Annotated in this window: 19 protein-coding genes; 16 read left to right on the top strand and 3 right to left on the bottom strand. The window is 62.0% G+C overall.

Annotated elements, in window-relative coordinates:
* Nucleotides 1–11: 11 nt before the first annotated feature.
* Nucleotides 12–1,535, bottom strand: coding sequence for an AlkA N-terminal domain-containing protein (locus tag VGU61_RS17725; RefSeq protein ID WP_326860544.1), 1,524 nt, complete (start codon nucleotides 1,533–1,535; stop codon nucleotides 12–14).
* A 234-nt stretch (nucleotides 1,536–1,769) separates the two neighbouring features.
* Between VGU61_RS17725 and VGU61_RS17720 the strand changes: the two genes are divergently transcribed.
* The 14 genes from VGU61_RS17720 (at nucleotide 1,770) to VGU61_RS17655 (ending at nucleotide 15,594) form a co-directional block, all read left to right on the top strand.
* Complete coding sequence (locus tag VGU61_RS17720; protein ID WP_414691658.1) at nucleotides 1,770–2,924, top strand: substrate-binding domain-containing protein; 1,155 nt, start codon at nucleotides 1,770–1,772, stop codon at nucleotides 2,922–2,924.
* A gap of 224 nt (nucleotides 2,925–3,148) precedes the next feature.
* Nucleotides 3,149–3,934, top strand: coding sequence for an ABC transporter ATP-binding protein (locus tag VGU61_RS17715; RefSeq protein WP_326860542.1), 786 nt, complete (start codon nucleotides 3,149–3,151; stop codon nucleotides 3,932–3,934).
* A 2-nt stretch (nucleotides 3,935–3,936) separates the two neighbouring features.
* On the top strand, nucleotides 3,937–4,680 hold the full coding sequence (locus VGU61_RS17710; protein ID WP_326860562.1) for an ABC transporter ATP-binding protein: 744 nt from the start codon (nucleotides 3,937–3,939) through the stop codon (nucleotides 4,678–4,680).
* Between the two features lie 7 nt (nucleotides 4,681–4,687).
* Nucleotides 4,688–5,695, top strand: coding sequence for a branched-chain amino acid ABC transporter permease (locus VGU61_RS17705; protein ID WP_326860541.1), 1,008 nt, complete (start codon nucleotides 4,688–4,690; stop codon nucleotides 5,693–5,695).
* Nucleotides 5,692–6,750 carry a branched-chain amino acid ABC transporter permease gene (locus VGU61_RS17700; RefSeq protein WP_326860539.1) on the top strand — a complete coding sequence of 353 codons (1,059 nt, stop codon included), beginning with the start codon at nucleotides 5,692–5,694 and terminating at the stop codon, nucleotides 6,748–6,750. Before VGU61_RS17705 ends, VGU61_RS17700 begins: the two co-directional genes overlap by 4 nt.
* An 88-nt stretch (nucleotides 6,751–6,838) precedes the next feature.
* Complete coding sequence (locus VGU61_RS17695) at nucleotides 6,839–7,630, top strand: hypothetical protein (RefSeq protein ID WP_326860538.1); 792 nt, start codon at nucleotides 6,839–6,841, stop codon at nucleotides 7,628–7,630.
* Between the two features lie 205 nt (nucleotides 7,631–7,835).
* Nucleotides 7,836–9,053: an MFS transporter gene (locus VGU61_RS17690; RefSeq protein ID WP_326860536.1), complete on the top strand. Its 1,218-nt coding sequence runs from the start codon at nucleotides 7,836–7,838 to the stop codon at nucleotides 9,051–9,053.
* A 22-nt stretch (nucleotides 9,054–9,075) separates the two neighbouring features.
* Nucleotides 9,076–9,204: a hypothetical protein gene (locus tag VGU61_RS17685; RefSeq protein WP_326860534.1), complete on the top strand. Its 129-nt coding sequence runs from the start codon at nucleotides 9,076–9,078 to the stop codon at nucleotides 9,202–9,204.
* Nucleotides 9,201–10,406 (top strand): pyridoxal phosphate-dependent aminotransferase, encoded by a 1,206-nt coding sequence (locus tag VGU61_RS17680; RefSeq protein ID WP_326860533.1) that lies wholly within the window; start codon nucleotides 9,201–9,203, stop codon nucleotides 10,404–10,406. Before VGU61_RS17685 ends, VGU61_RS17680 begins: the two co-directional genes overlap by 4 nt.
* Before the next feature lie 6 nt (nucleotides 10,407–10,412).
* Nucleotides 10,413–11,105, top strand: coding sequence for an aspartate/glutamate racemase family protein (locus VGU61_RS17675; protein WP_326860531.1), 693 nt, complete (start codon nucleotides 10,413–10,415; stop codon nucleotides 11,103–11,105).
* Between the two features lie 111 nt (nucleotides 11,106–11,216).
* A complete protein-coding gene (locus VGU61_RS17670) occupies nucleotides 11,217–12,665 on the top strand; it encodes a C13 family peptidase (RefSeq protein ID WP_326860530.1) in 1,449 nt (482 codons plus the stop codon).
* A 237-nt stretch (nucleotides 12,666–12,902) separates the two neighbouring features.
* On the top strand, nucleotides 12,903–13,304 hold the full coding sequence (locus VGU61_RS17665; RefSeq protein ID WP_326860529.1) for a rhodanese-like domain-containing protein: 402 nt from the start codon (nucleotides 12,903–12,905) through the stop codon (nucleotides 13,302–13,304).
* Between the two features lie 146 nt (nucleotides 13,305–13,450).
* Nucleotides 13,451–14,272 (top strand): 2-keto-4-pentenoate hydratase, encoded by an 822-nt coding sequence (locus tag VGU61_RS17660; RefSeq protein WP_326860528.1) that lies wholly within the window; start codon nucleotides 13,451–13,453, stop codon nucleotides 14,270–14,272.
* Nucleotides 14,273–14,367: 95 nt separating this feature from the next.
* Nucleotides 14,368–15,594: a DEAD/DEAH box helicase gene (locus VGU61_RS17655; RefSeq protein ID WP_326860527.1), complete on the top strand. Its 1,227-nt coding sequence runs from the start codon at nucleotides 14,368–14,370 to the stop codon at nucleotides 15,592–15,594.
* A gap of 44 nt (nucleotides 15,595–15,638) precedes the next feature.
* Here VGU61_RS17655 and VGU61_RS17650 read toward each other — a convergent pair whose 3' ends face one another.
* Together VGU61_RS17650 and VGU61_RS17645 are read right to left on the bottom strand one after the other, a co-directional pair.
* Entirely contained in the window at nucleotides 15,639–16,940 is a 1,302-nt protein-coding gene (locus VGU61_RS17650; protein WP_326860526.1) for an NCS2 family permease, read from the bottom strand.
* A 50-nt stretch (nucleotides 16,941–16,990) separates the two neighbouring features.
* Nucleotides 16,991–17,689, bottom strand: a complete 699-nt coding sequence (locus VGU61_RS17645; RefSeq protein WP_326860525.1) for an SDR family oxidoreductase — start codon at nucleotides 17,687–17,689, stop codon at nucleotides 16,991–16,993.
* Between the two features lie 163 nt (nucleotides 17,690–17,852).
* On the opposite strand from VGU61_RS17645, the gene VGU61_RS17640 reads away from it, so the two are divergent.
* Together VGU61_RS17640 and VGU61_RS17635 are read left to right on the top strand one after the other, a co-directional pair.
* Entirely contained in the window at nucleotides 17,853–18,068 is a 216-nt protein-coding gene (locus VGU61_RS17640) for a DUF3717 domain-containing protein (RefSeq protein ID WP_326860523.1), read from the top strand.
* A 349-nt stretch (nucleotides 18,069–18,417) separates the two neighbouring features.
* Nucleotides 18,418–18,768 carry a DUF2185 domain-containing protein gene (locus VGU61_RS17635; protein ID WP_326860522.1) on the top strand — a complete coding sequence of 117 codons (351 nt, stop codon included), beginning with the start codon at nucleotides 18,418–18,420 and terminating at the stop codon, nucleotides 18,766–18,768.
* Nucleotides 18,769–18,998 lie beyond the last annotated feature (230 nt).

The raw sequence follows: 18,998 nt of genomic DNA, 5'->3' as shown, positions 1-18,998 counted from the left end.
TAAACATGCCGTCATTGCATCCATAGCATCAGCGCCGCATATCCGCGCCACGGCGCCCATGCGGCCGCGCGGGCAGCGAGTTGCCGTTCGGTGAGCCGGCCGGAAGGCGCGTCTTCGGCAGCCGCCTTCTGCAGGCCGAGATCGCCGGCGGGAAAGGCGTCGGGAAACCGCAGTGCCCGCAAGGCGATGTAATGCGCTGTCCAGTCGCCGATGCCCGGCACGGTTTTCAGGCGTGCAATCGCCTCTTCCAGGGCGGTACCGGGCGGCAGCATCAAGCCCCCTTCCGCCGCGAAGCGCGCAATGTTTTGAATCGTCTGCGCGCGTTTGAGCGGCAGACCGATCCGAGCGATCCCGGTCGCATCCACCATGGCCAGCGCAGCGGCGGATGGAAAGTGATGCGTGATCCCGGGCAGCGGCGTGATCAACGATTCGCCGAACCGGGCCACCAGCCGCCCTGACAGGGTCGTCGCGCCAGCCACGCTGATCTGCTGGCCGAGCACCGCGCGCACCGCCAGTTCGAAGGCGTCGAACCCGCCGGGCACACGAAGGCCGGGAGCGGCGTCGATACGTGCAGCAAGCAAGGCATCCTGCCGCAAATGCGCTTCGATCACGGCCGGATTGGCATCGAGGTCGAATTGTCCGCGCACCCTCGCAAGCAGCGGCATCAATACCGGCGCGAGCGCGGGCGACAGTTCCAGTTCGAGCTGATGCCGCTTCGCCTGATTGGTCACACGCATCCATCCGCCGGCATCGCCGATGCGAACGCTGCGGTGGTAAGAAGGTGATGCATCATCCGGCGAGACCGCTTCCACCCCGGCGATCGCGCGTCCCGCGAGATAGCGCAGCATGCGCGGCCAGTCGAATGGCGGCCGGTAGGCCAGACGCAGGCGCAATACATCCGTGCCTGTGCCGTCCTGAGGTTCAGCCGCTCGGCGAATCGCAGTCGGCGCAATACCGTAGCGGGCGGCAAACAGGGCATTGAAACGACGCACGCTGCCGAATCCGGATGCAAAGGCGATCTCCGCCATCGGCAGGCGGGTTTCCTGCAGAAGCTTCTTTGAAAACAGCAGGCGCTGGGTTTGCGCCAGCTCGACCGGCGTGACGCCGAAATGCTGCAGCAGCACGCGGCGCAACTGGCGCGATGACAGGCCGACCTCGGCGGCGAGGCGTTCGCTGTCGCCATCGTTCAAGGCGCCGGCGGCAATGCGCTGCCATACCGCGTGCGCGAGATTCTGCTGCAGTGCATAAGGGGCAAGCTCCGGCCTGCACCGCAGGCAGGGACGAAAACCCGCTGCTTCCGCCGCCGCGGCGGTTGCGAAGAAAGAGCAGGATGATTCACGCGGCGTTTTTACGCTGCAGACCGGACGGCAATAAATACCGGTGGTCTTCACGCCGGTGAAGAAGACGCCATCGAAGCGCGTATCCTTTGCGGCCAATGCCCGGTAGCAGCTCTCCCGGCTTAATAGCGGACCAAGGGCTCCACCCGTGCCGGGCGCGGAATCGCCGTGATCGATCGTGTGCAAATGGTTTTCCATGCCATTGTTATACGCGCCGCGCCATACAGCGTCTAGCCGTTTTCGGACATGAATCCGCAAGTCCGCGATAGTCGACATGAACCGACATGGTATTTCTACTACTTTCAGCGCGGAAAGTATTGAAGTAATCTCCGCGAAGCTCGTTCCCGGTTTCCCGCCTGCATTCCCCGTCACGGCAGGAAGGACGGCACCATAAATCACATAACAGGAAGAGACTCCATGAAACTCCATCTGATGGCGGCAGTCGCCGCGCTGTGCTGCACCGCTTCACTCCAAGCCAAGGACATCAAGATCGCGCACGTGTACGACAAGACCGGTCCGCTGGAAGCGTATGCGAAGCAGACGCAGATCGGCCTGTTGATGGGCCTCGACTATGCCACCGGCGGCACGATGACCGTCAACGGCAACAAGCTGGTCGTGATCGAGAAGGATTCCCAGGGCAAGCCGGATGTCGGCAAATCCCAGCTTGCCTCGGCATTCGCCGATGACAAGGCCGATATCGCGGTCGGACCGACAAGCTCCGGCGTCGCGCTGGCGATGCTGCCGGTGGCTGAAGAGTACAAGAAGGTCCTGCTGGTGGAGCCTGCGGTTGCCGACGCGATTACCGGCGACAAATGGAACCGCTACATTTTCCGCACCGGCCGCAATTCATCGCAGGATGCGATTTCGAATGCGGTGGCCCTCGACAAGGCCGGCGTAACCATCGCCACCATGGCGCAGGACACCGCCTTCGGCCGCGACGGCGTCAAGGCGTTCAAGGGCGCGCTGAAAAACGCCAAGCTGGTGCATGAGGAGTACCTGCCAGGCAACACCACCGACTTCACTGCTGGTGCGCAGCGCCTGTTCGATTCGCTGAAGGACAAGCCGGGCCGCAAGGTCATCTTCATCATCTGGGCGGGCGGTAATCCGTTCAAGATCGCCGACCTCGACCCGAAACGCTACGGCATTGAAATCGCCACCGGCGGCAACATCCTGCCGGCGATGACGGCGTACAAGAACTTCCCCGGCATGGAAGGCGCGGCCTACTACTATTTCGGCATTCCCAAGAATCCGGTCAACAACTGGCTGGTCGCCGAGCACTACAAGCGCTACAAATCGCCGCCCGACTTCTTCACCGCCGGCGGCATGTCAGCCGGCATCGCGCTCGTCGAGGCGCTGAAGAAAACCGGCGGCAACACCGACAGCGAAAAGCTGATCTCCACCATGGAAGGCATGAGCTTCGAAACGCCAAAAGGCAAGATGACCTTCCGCAAGGAAGACCATCAGGCAATGCAGTCGATGTACCACTTCAAGATCAAGGTCGACCCGGCGTTCACCTGGGGCGTACCGGAGCTGGTGCGGGAGATCAAGCCGGAAGAGATGAACGTGCCGATCACGAACAAGCGTTAAGGCTTCCTGTCATTCGGCTTTCCTGAAAGGCCGCATTCCCTTACCGGCAACTGCTGCCAAACCCGCTTGCGTGCTCCTTCCCCCTTGCAGGGGGAAGGCGGGGATGGGGGTAGTGCGCTCGGGGCAGAACCTTTCTTGTCTCGGCCCTACCACCCCCACCCTAACCCTCCCCCTTACAGGAGGAGGGAATCGTGAGCCGGGCGTGCGAAGATAGCGGAGAACACATGCACCCGCAACAAACTAATACCCCTTCCCTGCAAACCCGCGACCTCACCGTCCGCTTCGGCGGCCATGTCGCCGTCAACGCCGTGTCGTGCGCATTCCAGTCTGGCACGCTGACCGCCATCGTCGGGCCGAACGGCGCCGGCAAGACGACCTACTTCAACCTGATCTCCGGCCAGCTCAAGGCTTCCTCCGGACAGGTATTGCTCAATGGCCGCGACATCTCTGCCCTGCCCGCTTCGAGCCGTACCCATGCCGGTCTGGGCCGCGCCTTCCAGCTCACCAGCCTGTTTCCAAAACTGACGGTGATGGAGAACGTGCGGCTGGCGCTGCAATCGCGCCGCGGGCTCGGACTCGACATGTGGAATGTATGGAACCGGCACAAGGCGTTGATCGATCGCGCCGACCGCATCCTCGATACCGTCGCGCTGTCCGCCAAGCGCGACATGCAGGCCGCAGCGCTGCCGCATGGCGACCAGCGCAAGCTGGAAGTGGCGCTGCTGATGGCGCTCGATCCGGCCGTCTACATGTTCGACGAACCGACCGCCGGCATGAGCGTGGACGAGGTGCCGGTCATCCTCGACCTGATCCGCACGCTGAAGACCCAGACCGACAAGACGATCCTGCTGGTCGAGCACAAGATGGATGTGGTACGCGAACTCGCCGACCGCATCATCGTCCTGCACAACGGCACCCTGATGGCCGACGGCGAACCGGAAACGGTGATCGCGTCGCCGGTGGTGCAGCAAGCCTATCTCGGCCTTGCGCCGGTGGAGGAAACCGCATGAACATGTCCGACAACCCGCCGCTGCTGACGCTGTCCGGCGTGCATACCCACATCGGCGCCTATCACATCCTGCACGGCGTCGACCTCGTCGTCCCGCGCGGACAGCTCACCATGCTGCTCGGCCGCAACGGCGCCGGCAAGACCACCACGCTGCGCACCATCATGGGCCTGTGGCAGGCTTCGCAGGGAAGCATCGTGTTCGACGGCCAGGCCATCAACGGCAGGACGACGCCCGACATCGCCGCAGGCGGCATCGCCTATGTTCCCGAAAGCATGGGCATCTTCGGCGACCTGACGGTGAAGGAGAACATGCTGCTGGCCGCCCGTGGCGCACGCAAGATCGACGACATCGACGCCAAGCGGCTCGACTGGATCTTCAGCCTGTTCCCGGCCATGAAGAAGTTCTGGCTGCATCCGGCCGGCAAGCTATCGGGCGGGCAGAAACAGATGCTGGCCGTCTCGCGCGCGATCGTCGAGCCGCGCAAGCTGCTGCTGATCGACGAACCGAGCAAGGGACTCGCGCCGGCCATCATCGCCAACATGATCGCCGCCTTCCGCGAGTTGAAGCAGACCGACACCACCATCCTGCTGGTCGAACAGAATTTCAACTTCGCCAAACAGCTTGGCGATACGGTCGCCGTGATGGACGATGGTCGCGTCGTGCATCGCGGTTCGATGGCCGAACTGGCCGGGGACGAAGCGATGCAGACCCGCCTGCTCGGCCTGTCCCTGACCGCACATCAATGAGGAAGCAATGAGCACCGTTCACACCGCCGCCGTGCCGAGCACGCCGATCGACTGGAAGCCGCTGCTGCTCGCGCCAGTGCTGGCGCTGGCGGCCATGCCGCTGGTCGGCTCCACCTCCACCTGGATCACCCTCACCGCCGCCGGCCTGGCGATGGGCATGATCATTTTCATCATCGCATCCGGCCTGACGCTGATCTTCGGCCTGATGGATGTGCTCAACTTTGGCCATGGCGTCTTCATCGCGCTCGGCGCCTTCGTTGCCGTCTCCGTGCTCGGCCTGCTGCCGGAATGGACTACCGCCAATCATCTCGGCATGAACCTCGCCGCCATCGGCCTGGCGATGCTCGCCGCCATGCTGGCAACCGGTCTGCTCGGCTGGGTATTCGAGCGGGTGCTGGTGCGCAAGGTGTATGGCCTGCACCTGATGCAGATCCTGATCACGATGGGCGGCATGGTGGTCGGCGAGGAATTGATCAAGGTGATCTGGGGACCGCAGATGATTGCACTGGAAGTGCCGGCGTCGCTGCGCGGTTCCGCCCTGTTCGGTGATGCGGCGGTGGAGAAATACCGCTTGATGGCGGTGGCGGTCGGTTTCATCGTGTTCGCCACCATGCTGATGGTGCTCAACCGCACCAAGCTCGGACTGCTGATCCGCGCCGGCGTGCAGGACGGCGAGATGGTGGAAAGCCTTGGTTATCGCATCAAGACGCTGTTCGTCGGCGTGTTCGTCGCCGGCTCGGCGCTGGCCGGCCTGGGCGGCGTGATGTGGGGACTGTATCAGCAGGGCGTGGTGCCGCAGATGGGCGCCCATGTGAATGTGCTGATCTTCATCGTCATCATCATCGGCGGCCTCGGTTCCACCGGCGGCTGCTTCCTCGGCGCGCTGCTGGTCGGCCTGCTGGCCAACTACACCGGTTTCCTGGCGCCGAAAGTCGCGCTCTTTTCCAACATCCTGCTGATGGCCGCCATCCTGGTGTGGCGTCCGCAGGGACTTTTCCCGGTGACCAACCGATGATCACGCGCTTACTCTCCCATGACCTGCCGCGCAGCCGGATACTTGCGGCCATGCTCATCCTGATCGTACTCGGGCTGGCATTTGCGCCCTTCCTGTTCCCCGGCGTGAAAGCGCTGAACGTGTCGGCCAAGATCCTGATCTTCATCGTGCTGGTGGCCAGCTACGATCTGCTGCTCGGCTATACCGGCATCGTGTCGTTTGCGCATACCATGTTCTTCGGCATCGGCGCCTATGGCATCGCGATCGCGAGCACTCGCATGGGCCCCGGCTGGAGCAGCCTGCTCACCGGCGCACTCGGCGCGGTGGCGCTGTCGCTGGTGCTGTCGCTGATCATCGGCCTGTTCTCGCTGCGTGTGCGGGCCATCTTTTACGCGATGATTACCCTTGCGGTCGCATCCGCGTTTCAGACGCTGGCGTCGCAACTATCGGAAATCACCGGAGGTGAAGACGGCCTGAATTTCAAGCTGCCGGAAATGCTGTCGCCGGCATTCAACCTGTCCGATACGCCCTTCCTCGGCGCATCGCTCGATGGCCGCTTCCTCACCTATTACCTGATCTTCTTCTGCGCCGCGCTGCTGTTCCTGGCGATGCTGCGGATCGTCAATTCCCCCTTCGGTCGCGTACTGCAGGCGATCCGCGAGAACGACTTCCGCGCCGAGGCGATCGGCTACCGCACGGTGGTGTTCCGCACGCTGTCGAACGTGCTCGCCGCGGTGTTCGCCACGCTGGCCGGCTGCCTGCTGGCGCTCTGGCTGCGCTACAACGGCCCCGACACCTCGCTGTCGTTCGAAATCATGATCGACATCCTGCTGATCGTGGTGATCGGCGGCATGGGTACGATGTACGGCGCCATTTTCGGCGCAACCATATTCCTGCTCGCACAGGGCTATCTGCAGGACCTGATGGGCATGGCATCGGGTGCCGCACAAAGCGTACCCATGCTGTCGGCATTGCTGTCGCCGGACCGCTGGCTGCTCTGGCTGGGCATTTTGTTTGTCTTGTCGGTGTATTTCTTCCCGACCGGCATCGTCGGAAAATTGCGCGCGGAGAAATAAGGAAAAAGCGTCAACTATTTGGGACCGCTACACTCCAACAGGTCTGTTTTGACCATGGATTGCCGTGCAGCCACACGGCATGTTGCCGATGCGCTTTTTATTTGTTGCCTCTTCCTTCTTTCTTTCCGCCCTGTTGCTCGGCGGCTGCGCGCAATTGCAGCCGCAGGCGCAATCTCAAGGGCAGTCGCAACCGGCGGCGCGCGCCGCCGGTATCAATGATGCCGCCGCAAAGATCAGGAATGCCTTTCAACGTGACTTGGCGATGTGCAGCGACATCATCCGGCGCATCGGTATGGACCGCGCCTTCATTGATGGCTTCCTTCCCGCCGGCAACCGTGAAGCGGCATCGATGGCTAGCCTCATCCAGAAATCGCCACACGCGCAGACGCCGGAATACCTTTATCTGTTAAACAACCCCGACACCATCGATGTCGGCGTGAGTTACCACGGCCACCCCTGGGCGGTGGCCTGGGTGGAAAACGAAGCCATTTATTGCGCGCCGACACTGGAACGCATGCAGGATATCGAGGCATTGGGAGAATCCGCCGAGGCTTGGCAGGTGCGTGAATTCTTCCTCGACAAGGCCCTGCAGCATTCGGAAAGCTCCGGCGGCGACGCGAGCGACGCCAACAAGATCAGACAGGGTGAATTCCAGACGCTGGTGCAGCAGGCATCACAGCGCTACACCGGCGGGCAGCGGCCGCAGTTCCTTGCATGGGTAAGCAAGGCGATCGACATCATTGAACGGCAACGAAGCGAGGAGACGGTCGATGCGCCTGCCGGGTCGGCGCTCTCGGCCATTTATGAAAAGATGAAGCGGAATGCACCGCCGGATGAGCGGGTAACATTCCTGCGCGGATTTCTTGAAGAGAAACGATGATGCAGCAGCCGGGATCAGGCAATTGAATAGGTAGCTCCCATCAAGTCGCAATCTTGCAAGCCTGATCACGGCTACCCGGTTTCTTTGCACGATTGAGTGAACCAAAGGCAAGGGACTTCCATAACTGGCCCGGGCGTTCCGGCAGGCCACACGGAAAAGCGCTTTGCGCTAAACTCGATTTCCCGCCACGCCGCTATTGCTTGCCATGCTGACCGCCTCCCGCGCCCCCAATCTCAAAACCATCCTCATCGCCACCGGCCTCGTCCTCACCATGGCCATGGGCGTGCGCCACGGCTTCGGCTTCTGGCTGCAACCGATCTCGCAGGCGCATGGCTGGACCCGCGAGACCTATTCGCTGGCGCTGGCGCTGCAGAATCTGCTGTGGGGCGCATTTGGCCCCTTCGCCGGCATGGCGGCGGATCGCTTTGGCACGGCGAAGGTGGTACTCGTCGGCGCCCTCTTCTACGCGGGCGGCCTGCTGTGGATGGCGACGATTGATCAGCCGACGCTGTTCGTGATTGGCTCGGGCGTCCTGATCGGCGCCGGCCTGGCCTGCACCGCATTCGGCGCCGTCAGCGGCATCATCGGGCGCACCGCGCCGGAAGCCAAGCGTTCCTGGGCGTTCGGCATCTCGGGTGCCGCCAGCTCCTTCGGCCAGTTTGTGATGATGCCGGTCGAACAGCAACTGATTTCCGCCGTCGGCTGGCAAAACGCCTTCTATCTCCTCGCCGGCCTCGTGGTGCTGATCATGATCCCGATGGCTTTCCACCTGCGCGAGCCGGCAGCCCAGCAATCGGCCGGTCCGCAGCAGAGCATTTTCGAAGCGACCCGCGAGGCATTCGCCTATCGTCCCTTCCTGCTGCTGGTGGCCGGTTATTTCGTCTGCGGTTTCCAGGTCGTGTTCATTGGCGTGCATCTGCCCGCCTACCTGCAGGACAAGGGCATCATGGAACCCGGCGTCGCGGTGATGGCGCTGGCCCTGATCGGCCTGTTCAACATCTTCGGTTCCTACTACGCAGGCAAGCTCGGCGGCTTCCTGCCCAAGCGCTACCTGCTGTCATCGATCTACCTCAGCCGCGCCATCGTGATCGCGCTGTTCCTGCTGGCGCCGCTGACATCGTGGTCCGTCTATGTCTTCGCAGCCGCGATGGGCCTGCTGTGGCTGTCCACCGTGCCGCTGACCAACGGCGTCATTGCTGGCATCTTCGGCGTCAAGTATCTGTCGATGCTGTCCGGCTTCGTGTTCTTCTCGCACCAGGTCGGCAGCTTCCTCGGCGTCTGGCTCGGCGGCTACCTCTACACCCGCCAGGGCAGCTACGACACGGTATGGGGCATCATCATCGCCCTCGGCGTATTTGCCGCACTGATCAACCTGCCGATCAACGAGAAGGCCATCGTCCGCGCCCAGCCGGCGATCGCCTGATGATGTGAAGGAGCCTCGCGCCATGACTGCATTGCTCAAACGGATTCTGTTCGGCACTGCGCTGATCGCCGTGCTGGCGCTGGCCTTCGTCGGCTATCTGCGCCCTGCTTTCATGCTCGATCTCGCCAACCGGATCGTCCTGTGCTTTTGAACGCCGCATCTGTCCATCTGCCGGGCGCGCGCAGCGTCGTGCAAAGCCTCGGCGCGTCGCGCATCCGTGAGGTCGCCAATGCCGGCATCGGCCTGCCGGACATGCTGCCGTTCTGGTTCGGCGAGCCTGATGAAACCACGCCGGCCTTCATCCGCGATGCGGCCAAACAGGCGCTCGATGGCGGCGATACCTTCTATACCCACAACTTCGGCGTGCCGCCGCTGCGGGAAGCGATCGCCGCCTATGTATCGGCGCTGCACCGGCCGGTCGATGTCAACCGTGTTGCGGTGACGTCGTCCGGCGTGTCGGCGCTGATGCTGCTGTCGCAACTGATCATCAATCCGGGCGACCGCGTTGTGGCGGTCACGCCGCTGTGGCCGAACCTGCTGGAGATACCCAAGATCCTCGGCGCGCAGGTGGTGAAGGTGCCGCTGCGGTTTGAACAGCACGGCAGCCGGACCTGGGAGCTCGACCTGCAGCAACTGCTGGACGCGCTCACGCCGGACACCACGGCGGTCTACCTGAATTCCCCCAACAATCCCACCGGCTGGGTGATCGCGCCGGAACAGCAGGAAGCCATCCTCGCCCATTGCCGCAGGCACGGCATCTGGATACTCGCCGACGATGTCTACGAGCGGCTGATGTATGACGGCGATCCGGCGCGCAAGGCATGCGCCCCGTCCTTCCTCGACATCGCCGCCTCCGAGGACCGGCTGGTGTCGGCCAACAGCTTCTCCAAATCCTGGCTGATGACCGGCTGGCGCTTGGGCTGGGTCGTCGCGCCGCAGCCGATGATGGCGGACCTTGGCAAGCTGATCGAATACAACACCTCGTGCGCGCCGGGCTTCGTGCAGCGCGCCGGCATTGCCGCGATCGAAGGCGGCGAGGACACCATTCACCGCACCGTGGCGCGCTACCAGGCCGCGCGTGATTTTCTTTACGAACGGTTGAACGCGCTCCCCGGCGTAACGGCACCGCGGCCGAAAGGCGCGATGTACCTGTTCTTCCGCATCGACGGTCAGCGTGAACCGGATACGCTGGCATTGTGCAAGCGGCTGGTGACCGATGCCCGTCTCGGGCTGGCGCCGGGCAATGCCTTCGGCGACGAAGGCGAAGGCTATATCCGCTGGTGCTTCGCCAGTTCGCTGGAGCGGCTCGACGACGGCGTACGGCGGCTTGCCGGCTTTCTTGAAAAGCACTGATCGCATATGAAAACCATCGGCCTGATCGGCGGCATGAGCTGGGAATCGTCGGCGGAGTATTACCGCCTCATCAACCAGCGCTTGAAGGAAAAACTGGGCGGCCACAACAACGCCCGCAGCCTGATGGTGACCGTGAATTTCCATGAGATCGAAGCATTGCAGCACGCCGGACAATGGGATCGCCTCGGCGGCATCATGCAGGACGCCGCCCGGCAACTCGAACGCGGCGGGGCCGACTTCATCATGTTGTGCACCAACACCATGCACAAGGTATCGCCGCAGATCGAAGCGGCGGTAGCTATCCCTTTCCTGCACATCGCCGACCCGACGGCGGCTGCCATCAAGCAGCATGGCTTCCGCAAGGTCGGACTGCTCGGTACCCGTTTCACGATGGAGCAGGATTTTTACAGGGGCCGCCTGGAAGAGAAGCATGGCCTGTCGGTCATAACGCCCGATGACGCCGGCCGCACGCTCGTGCATAAGGTGATCTATGAAGAACTGTGCCACGGCAAGGTGCTGGACGCATCGCGGCAGGCCTATCTTGCCATCATCGATGGGCTGAAACACCGTGGCGCGGAAGCCGTCATTCTCGGCTGCACCGAAATCGCCCTGCTCATCAAACCCGAACATGCATCGTTGCCGGTATTCGACACCACCGGCCTGCACGCGGATGCGGCGGTCCTTCTTGCCTGCTCCTGATGCTGCATTGATATTGCCAACCTGACCTCACTCACCCAATGCCGCCTTGACGGCCGGCGCCCGGATGAAGCACGATGCAATGGGCACACCATCCATCCGAAAACGCATTCCATGATTGAACAAGTACAACCAGGCACGGCCCTGCTCCCACCGGCACGCCCCTCCATCGGTCTCGCTGCCTGGTACCGTGAAGGCGCCCGGACCGCCTTCTTCCAATGGCCTGCCTGGCAGGGATTGGCGGCGACGCCAAGCCTGATTGCAATACTGGTGCTGTGGGGGCTGGCGCTGACGATCGCGCTGGAGCGCCTCTATCTCATCGGACCCGCGGAATTTTATTGGCAGGCGATTGCCGGCGGCTGGCTGAGCACCCTGGTGACCGCGTGGACCTGCTACCTGATGCGTCCGCACGCATCGTCCGAACCGGACCGTCACGTGGCGCCGGATGCGGCCCATCTGTTTGCGATGGCCATCGCGCAATCCCAGGTACTGACGCTGATCGTCGGACTGATGTTTGCCGCCTTGCTGCGCAGCCCCTACTACAACCAGCACCAACTGGGAGCATGGGGAATGTGGACGGTGTGGCTGATCCCCACGATATGGATGATGGCCGCGCAGCTGACGCTCCTGTGGCGTGCCGGATCGCGCAGGCCGGGACCGATGCTTGCCGTCGTGGCAATCGCCATCGGGATGACCGCCCTCCTCTATGCCGCACGTCCGGCCGAGTTCTGGTATCCCGCCGAACCCGAGAACACACAGGTCGAACGCCCGCGGCTGCGCCTCACGCAGGAAACGATGGAAGCGCAGCCGCTATTGCTTTCGCAGCGTCTGCAGGCGATGCCGGCGCAGCGGCCGGGTATGGTCGATCTGTATGCCATCACCTTCGCGCCCTATGCCGACGAGGAAGTATTCCGGCGCGAAAGCGACATGGTGTCGCAGGTGATGGCACAACGCTTCGACGCCACCGGCAGGACGCTGCAGCTGGTGAACAATCCCGGCACGCTGGAACAATGGCCATGGGCGACGCCGCTCAATTTCAAGCGCGCCATCCTTCACGTCGCCGGCCTGATGGACAAGGAGGAAGATCTGCTCTTCCTGCACCTGACATCGCATGGCGCGCGCAACGGCGAACTGGCCGCCAGTTTCTGGCCGATGAGCGTCGATACCGTGAAGCCGTCCGACCTGAAGGCGTGGCTGGACGAAGCGGGCGTGAAGTACCGCGTCATCTCGATATCCGCCTGCTACTCGGGCAGCTGGATCGAGCCGCTGGCGGATGAGAACAGCCTGCTCATGACCGCATCGGATGCGGAACATACGTCCTATGGCTGTGGACGAAAATCGGAGCTTACGTTCTTCGGCCGTGCGATGTATGACGAGCAGTTGCGCAACAAGACACTGTCGTTTCAGGAAGCACATGCGGCCGCACGCGAGGTAATCAGGCAACGGGAGGAAGAAGCCGGCAAGCAGGACGGCTATTCCAATCCGCAAATCCGGGTCGGCGCGGCCGTTCAGGCCAGGCTGATGCAGATGCAGGAACAACTCAAGAAAACCGCCAATCGCTAGCGTTTCTTGCGCCGCTGACCGCTGTGGCAGCACGGTAATTTCTTACGTGCCGCCGCGAAGACCATGAAGCGTTCCAGGAAGAAATGCATGCGCCTGATAACGGCCACGCATGGCCATCGCTTTGATTTTCCTCAAGCGGCCGGATTCGGAAAAGAACAATCTTTAGTCTCCGTTGCGACAGGGTGCGTCGACGCATGGCGCCCTGCGCTGAATATACAGTTCGCAGAGGAGATTGCCATGTCTGACAGTTCCATTCCCGCAAAAACCGCCGGCGGCATGGTGGCCGACGCCAAATCGCGGATACAGAATCTTTCCGCCGCCCAGGTGGCGGAAGAACTCAAAAAGGGCACGACGCTGATCGACCTGCGGGAAAGCGAAGAAAGAACGCGCGACGGCGCCATCCCGGGCGCCTATCATGCACCCCGCGGCATGCTTGAGTTCTATGCCGATCCCTCCAGCCCCTATCACCGCGACGAATTTTCGCCGGACCGCCGGCTCATCCTGCATTGCGCATCAGGAGGCCGTTCCGCATTGGCAGCGGACACGCTGCAGCAGATGGGATACCGGGATGTCGCGCACCTGGATGGCGGCTTTAAGGCGTGGAAGGAACAGGGCCAGCCGACCCAGACCGCGCCATGATCATTCCGGCCTGAACGGGAACCGGCGCGACCGCCGGCGACGACGTGGCTGGTACGCATCCGGACGGACCCGCTTCCCTGCGCCCGTGCATGCAGAGAAGCGCGCTCCCCGGTATCCTGAATCCCTACCCAACTGGAAAGGACAGCATGCCGGCATCATTTGAACTCGACACCCTTGGCCGCGAGATAAGGGCGGCACAGGACGACGTCCGCCAGATCGCGCCACTGACATCGCGCCATCCCGACTTCGACATCGCTTCCGCATACGCGCTTTCGGACCAGTTGCATCATGCCCGCGTGCGTGAAGGCGCCAGTCCCGTCGGGCGCAAGATCGGCTTCACCAACCCGGACATGTGGTCGGTATACGGTGTGAATGAACCGATCTGGGCCTATATGTACGACACCACGGTCGTGCATATCGGCGACAAGCATGCGGCCTGCAGCATCAGCCGGTTCGCCGAACCCAAGATCGAACCGGAAATCGTTTTTCATTTCCGTTCCGCTCCGCCGCCCGATGCTGATCTAGCCGCGATACTCGCCTGCATCGACTGGGTCGCCCATGGATTCGAGATCGTGCAGTCCCACTTTCCCGGATGGAAATTCAAGGCGCCGGATACCGTTGCGGACGGGTCGTTGCATGGGACGCTGCTGGTGGGCGAGCCGCAACCGGTCGATGCCCTCGGCCCGGATGTGATGGAGTCGCTCAAGCGATTCTCGCTCAAGCTGTTCTGCAACGATAACGTGTCCGAAACAGGCGTGGGCGCGAATGTGCTTGGCGGCCCGCTGGCGGCGATCGCGCACCTGAATGCGGTACTTGCAAAACAACCGCAGTTCTCGCCGCTGCAGGCCGGTGAACTGGTCACCACCGGCACGATCACCGCCGCGCGCGCCATCAAGCCGGGAGAAATTTGGCGGACCGAAATCGACGGTATCGCGCTTCGCGGGCTGTCGGTCGAATTCACATCGTGATTATCGGAGAAATCGCAAGCCCAACCAGGCGTGTTCCTGCCGGAGCTCGCCTGAACGGCTACACTCTGCACTTTGCATAGCCCGCCGCTTTCCCGATGACTTTCGCCTCCCTCGGTCTGATCGACCCGCTGCTCAACGCCCTCGACGCCCTCGACTACAAAACACCGACGCCGGTGCAGGCGCAGGCCATCCCCGCGATCCTCGCCGGACGCGACCTGATGGCCGCCGCGCAGACCGGCACCGGCAAGACAGCCGGCTTCGCGCTGCCGCTGCTGCAGCGGCTCACCATGGAAGGGCCGCAGGTCGCCAGCAATTCGGTGCGGGCCCTTGTCCTGGTGCCGACACGCGAACTTGCCGAACAGGTCTATGAAAGTTTCCGTGCGTATGGCCTGCATGTGCCCCTGCGCATGCATGTCGCCTACGGCGGCGTCAGCATCAATCCGCAGATGATGAAGCTGCGCAAGGGCCTGGATGTGCTGGTGGCTACCCCCGGCCGCCTGCTCGATCTGCACCGGCAGAACGCGGTCAAGTTCAACCAGCTCCAGGCGCTGGTGCTGGACGAGGCGGACCGCATGCTCGACCTCGGATTTTCCCGCGAGCTGGATGCGATTTTCGCGGTCCTGCCGAAACAGCGGCAGACGCTGTTGTTCTCCGCCACCTTCTCCGATGTGATCCGGTCATTGGCCGGCACGATGCTGTCCGACCCGGTCAGCATCGAAGTCAGCCCGCGCAACACCGCCGCGAAAAGCGTGAAGCAGTGGGTCGTACCGGCGGACAAGAAACGCAAGGCCGAGCTGTTCATGCACCTGCTGAAGAAGAAGCGCTGGGGCCAGGTGCTGGTGTTCGTGAAAACCCGCAAGGGTGTCGATCAATTGGTCGACACGCTGCAGGCGCAGGGCATCAGCGCCGACTCGATCCACGGCGACAAGCCGCAACCGGCGCGGCTGCGCGCGCTCGACCGCTTCAAGGCCGGCGAGGTGCAGATACTGGTTGCGACCGACGTCGCGGCACGCGGGCTGGATATCGACGACCTGCCCCAGGTGGTCAACTTCGATCTGCCTATCGTCGCCGAGGACTACATTCATCGCATCGGCCGCACCGGGCGCGCCGGATCGACCGGCGAGGCGGTGTCGCTGGTTGCAGCCGACGAGGTGCAATTGCTGTCGGCGATCGAAACGCTGACACGGAAGACGCTGCCGCGCGTCGAAGAACGCGGCTTCGAGCCGGAGCATCGGGTTCCCGTGACCGATGCTGCCGGGCAGGTGCTGAAAAAGCCGAAGAAACCGAAAAAGCAGAAGTTCTGGCCGGGGAAGCATGGTTGAATCCGTTTCAACCATGCCAGGCACCCGGCCGGTAGCGGCGGCCTTTAGTGACCGCCCAGGTACACGTACATGAACACGAACAGCCCCGCGATGATCCACACCATCACCGGCACCTCCTTGCCCCGCCCCGTCAGCAGCTTCAGGCCGGCATAGGAAATGAAGCCGAACGCAATGCCGTTGGCGATCGAGTAGGTGAAGGGCATCAGCAGCGCGGTGACCACCGCCGGCACGCTTTCGGTCGTGTCATCCCAGGCCACGTCGGCCAGTTCGCGCAGCATCAGGCATGACACATAGAACAGGGCCGGCGCGGTGGCGTAGGCGGGCACAGCACCGGCCAGCGGCGCGATGAACAGGCAGGCGAGAAACAGGACGGCGACGGTGATCGCCGTCAGGCCGGTGCGCCCGCCTGCCTGCACGCCGGCGGCGCTTTCGATATAGGCGGTGGTGCTGGACGTGCCGAGCATCGAGCCGGCGACGATCGCGGTACTGTCGGCCAGCAGGGCCTTGTTCAGGCGGTCCATCTTGCCGGTCTTCAGCAAGCCGGCACGGTTGGCCACACCCATCAGGGTGCCGGTGGCATCGAACAGTTCGACAAGGAAAAACACCAGTACGACGTTAAGGATGCCGACCGACAGGGCGGCGGAAATATCCAGCTTCATCAAGGTGGGCGCGATCGACGGCGGCGCTGACACGATGCCTGCGAACTTGTTGCCTGCCACCAGGAAGCTCAGGATGGTTACGGCGACGATGCCGATCAGGATGGCGCCCTTTACCTTCAAACGGTCCAGCGCCACGATCACGAAGAAGCCTGCAATCGCCAGCAGGGCGGGCGTCTGGTGCAGGTCGCCGAGTGTCACCAGCGTTGCCGGACTCGCGGTGACGATGCCCGCATTCTTCAGTGCGATGATGCCGAGAAACAGCCCGATGCCGGCGGTAATCGCGGTACGGATCGAATGCGGAATGCCGTTGATGATCATTTCGCGGATGCGAAACAGGCTAATGGCGAGGAACAGGCAGCCGGAGATGAACACCGCGCCCAGTGCCGCCTCCCAAGTATAGCCCATGCCCTTCACCACGCCATAGGCGAAGTAGGCGTTCAGCCCCATGCCGGGGGCGAGCGCGATCGGATAGTTCGCATACAGGCCCATCACCAGCGTGCCGATTGCCGCCGCCACGCAGGTGGCGACGAAGACCGCGTCCTTCGGCATGCCGGCGTCGCCGAGGATGGAGGGATTGACGAAGATGATGTACGCCATGGTCAGGAAGGTGGTGAGGCCGGCGAGCAACTCGGTGCGCACATCGGTGCCCTGTTCCTTCAGTTTGAAAAACCGTTCCATCCATCCCATGTATTCACTCCTCGTTGATTATTCTGTGGAAGTTTTTGCGCTGTCCGGATTCAGACCGAACGCGTCAGGCCGCCGTCGACCCGGATATTCTGACCGGTAATATAACCGGCATCGTCCGACAACAGGAAGGCGGCGGTCCTGGCGATCTCCGCCGTGGTGGCCTGCCGCCCCATCGGGATCTGCGCGATGGTCGCCGCATCCTGGGCGATCGACTCGACATAGCCCGGCAGCAAATTGTTGATACGGATATTCGATGCCGCCACCTGGTCCGCATAAATCTTGGTGAAGGCGCCCAGCGCCGCGCGCAGGGTGGCGGAAATCGGAAAGCGCGCCGACGGCTCGAATGCGGCAAAGGTCGAGATGTTTACGATCGCACCGCCACCGTGCGCCTGCATCACCGGCGTGGTCAGGCGCATCATGCGCACGACGTTCAACAGCAGCAGGTCCAGGCCGTCATGCCAGTCCTCATCGCTCAGCTCCAGCAAGGGCCCCTTCTTCGGATGGCCGGTATTGTTGATCACCGCATCGATGCGGCCATAGCTCGCCATCGCCAGCGACACCAGGGTCTGCAGATCATCCTCGTTGTCGCTCGACCCCTGGAACGCGGCCCCGCCCAACTCCTTCGCCAAGTCATGGATCTGCTCCGAGCGCGACATCAGTACCAGCTTGTAGCCCCGTGCAGCCAATTCCCTTGCGCAAGCGGCTCCGATGCCGCGCGAGGCGGCGGTGATCAATGCGACTTTCTGCATGTGCTGGCTCCTTTTGTTTCCTTGTTGAATCAATGCAGGACACTGCCATCGGCTCCTGCTGCGCAAGTAACGCACCGCCTAGGTTACCCTTCGCATTCAACGGCACCATGGTACGGCAATGCCGTTTTTGAAATGCCCGCATGCTGCCGCGTACAATACACGCATGAATATTCATCTTACTGACCTGGAACAGGCAATCAATTTCTGGCGCAGCCGGCGCCCGTCGACCGGCGAGGAGCGTGCATTGTCACGCGAGGTCGATACGCTCGCGACGCTGTATGCACTAATGATTTTCCACCGCGTGAAATCCGTTCCGGTCGAGCAAATTGAGGAGGATGCACGGGCGCTGATCGATGCCTGGCGGAAGGCAGGGGCTTAACAATTGCTTGCCTCCTCGTTTAGTGCTTAAACGGCGAAAGACAGGAAAAACGATCAGGCGGGGATAACCGACAAACTCATATTTCCTTGGCCCAAGACAGTGATTGCACTTATTGCACTTATTGCACTTATTGCACTTATTGCAAGCTGCTTCTACACTCCTGTCAGGTGAACCGTGAAGAAGCGGCTGTCCGTGTTTCAAGGTTTTTTATTGTTCGTACAAGTCGGCCGATCGCTGGCACAGCGAGGCCCGATGCGGGTGTTGGAAGTACGCATTCTCATGCTTATTTTCCTTCGTCTTTGTTCATCGGCTTTGCGTGTACGTACAAGTAACAGTTAAAAGGCGAACCATGCCAAAGCAGTTCAAGCTCAGTAAAGAGCAAATAAGGCCTCTGATTACGGGATATGGAGGATGTATTGCGAGCGACAAAATTACAGTCGAGGGACTCCCGGTTGGGTTTATGTACCGCGAAGAGCCAATTAACGACATGGACAGCGGATGGCGCTTCATGTCTGGTTATGAGGACGAAACATACATGGATGACTCCAGAAATCATTCAATTTATGAAGTCAATACCATTGCCAATTACGACCCCACCATTATCAGTTTTTTGGATTCTCCCGTAGGCAGCGTGTATGAGAAACGCACTGAATCAAAAGGCTTCGTCGCTGTAACTGATTGGAACCCGCCGGAGGAGTGAACATACCTCTTGAAATGCCGATAAACGCGGACGCCTTCGGCGCGTTTTATCTTTCAAGTTAAAACACCTTAAGGGAAAGTCTATGAATCTAGTTGCCGAGGTAATGCCTTTTCTTGCTGCTGCGGGCCTTGCTCTATTCGTCGGCGCGCTGTTGACAGAGGCGGTGGTGCTTGTCCCCATGTGGCGAACATTGCATCCGCAGGAATTTTTCACGCTACATGCAGCACATG

It is taken from the genome of Noviherbaspirillum sp. (assembly GCF_035944575.1).
GTDB lineage: Bacteria > Pseudomonadota > Gammaproteobacteria > Burkholderiales > Burkholderiaceae_D > Noviherbaspirillum.
Note: the sequence above shows the minus strand (reverse complement) of the source record. Positions and strands in the feature narration are given on the sequence as shown.

What these genes read in the sequence shown, in the direction of transcription:
- VGU61_RS17670 (WP_326860530.1), top strand. Translation starts at nt 11,217, where the DNA reads ATGATTGAACAAGTACAACCAGGCACGGCCCTGCTCCCACCGGCACGC.
- VGU61_RS17725 (WP_326860544.1), bottom strand. Translation starts at nt 1,535, where the DNA reads ATGGAAAACCATTTGCACACGATCGATCACGGCGATTCCGCGCCCGGC.
- VGU61_RS17695 (WP_326860538.1), top strand. Translation starts at nt 6,839, where the DNA reads ATGCGCTTTTTATTTGTTGCCTCTTCCTTCTTTCTTTCCGCCCTGTTG.
- VGU61_RS17700 (WP_326860539.1), top strand. Translation starts at nt 5,692, where the DNA reads ATGATCACGCGCTTACTCTCCCATGACCTGCCGCGCAGCCGGATACTT.
- VGU61_RS17665 (WP_326860529.1), top strand. Translation starts at nt 12,903, where the DNA reads ATGTCTGACAGTTCCATTCCCGCAAAAACCGCCGGCGGCATGGTGGCC.
- VGU61_RS17675 (WP_326860531.1), top strand. Translation starts at nt 10,413, where the DNA reads ATGAAAACCATCGGCCTGATCGGCGGCATGAGCTGGGAATCGTCGGCG.
- VGU61_RS17640 (WP_326860523.1), top strand. Translation starts at nt 17,853, where the DNA reads ATGAATATTCATCTTACTGACCTGGAACAGGCAATCAATTTCTGGCGC.
- VGU61_RS17660 (WP_326860528.1), top strand. Translation starts at nt 13,451, where the DNA reads ATGCCGGCATCATTTGAACTCGACACCCTTGGCCGCGAGATAAGGGCG.
- VGU61_RS17650 (WP_326860526.1), bottom strand. Translation starts at nt 16,940, where the DNA reads ATGGGATGGATGGAACGGTTTTTCAAACTGAAGGAACAGGGCACCGAT.
- VGU61_RS17645 (WP_326860525.1), bottom strand. Translation starts at nt 17,689, where the DNA reads ATGCAGAAAGTCGCATTGATCACCGCCGCCTCGCGCGGCATCGGAGCC.
- VGU61_RS17710 (WP_326860562.1), top strand. Translation starts at nt 3,937, where the DNA reads ATGTCCGACAACCCGCCGCTGCTGACGCTGTCCGGCGTGCATACCCAC.
- VGU61_RS17715 (WP_326860542.1), top strand. Translation starts at nt 3,149, where the DNA reads ATGCACCCGCAACAAACTAATACCCCTTCCCTGCAAACCCGCGACCTC.
- VGU61_RS17705 (WP_326860541.1), top strand. Translation starts at nt 4,688, where the DNA reads ATGAGCACCGTTCACACCGCCGCCGTGCCGAGCACGCCGATCGACTGG.
- VGU61_RS17720 (WP_414691658.1), top strand. Translation starts at nt 1,770, where the DNA reads ATGGCGGCAGTCGCCGCGCTGTGCTGCACCGCTTCACTCCAAGCCAAG.
- VGU61_RS17635 (WP_326860522.1), top strand. Translation starts at nt 18,418, where the DNA reads ATGCCAAAGCAGTTCAAGCTCAGTAAAGAGCAAATAAGGCCTCTGATT.
- VGU61_RS17685 (WP_326860534.1), top strand. Translation starts at nt 9,076, where the DNA reads ATGACTGCATTGCTCAAACGGATTCTGTTCGGCACTGCGCTGATCGCC.
- VGU61_RS17655 (WP_326860527.1), top strand. Translation starts at nt 14,368, where the DNA reads ATGACTTTCGCCTCCCTCGGTCTGATCGACCCGCTGCTCAACGCCCTC.
- VGU61_RS17690 (WP_326860536.1), top strand. Translation starts at nt 7,836, where the DNA reads ATGCTGACCGCCTCCCGCGCCCCCAATCTCAAAACCATCCTCATCGCC.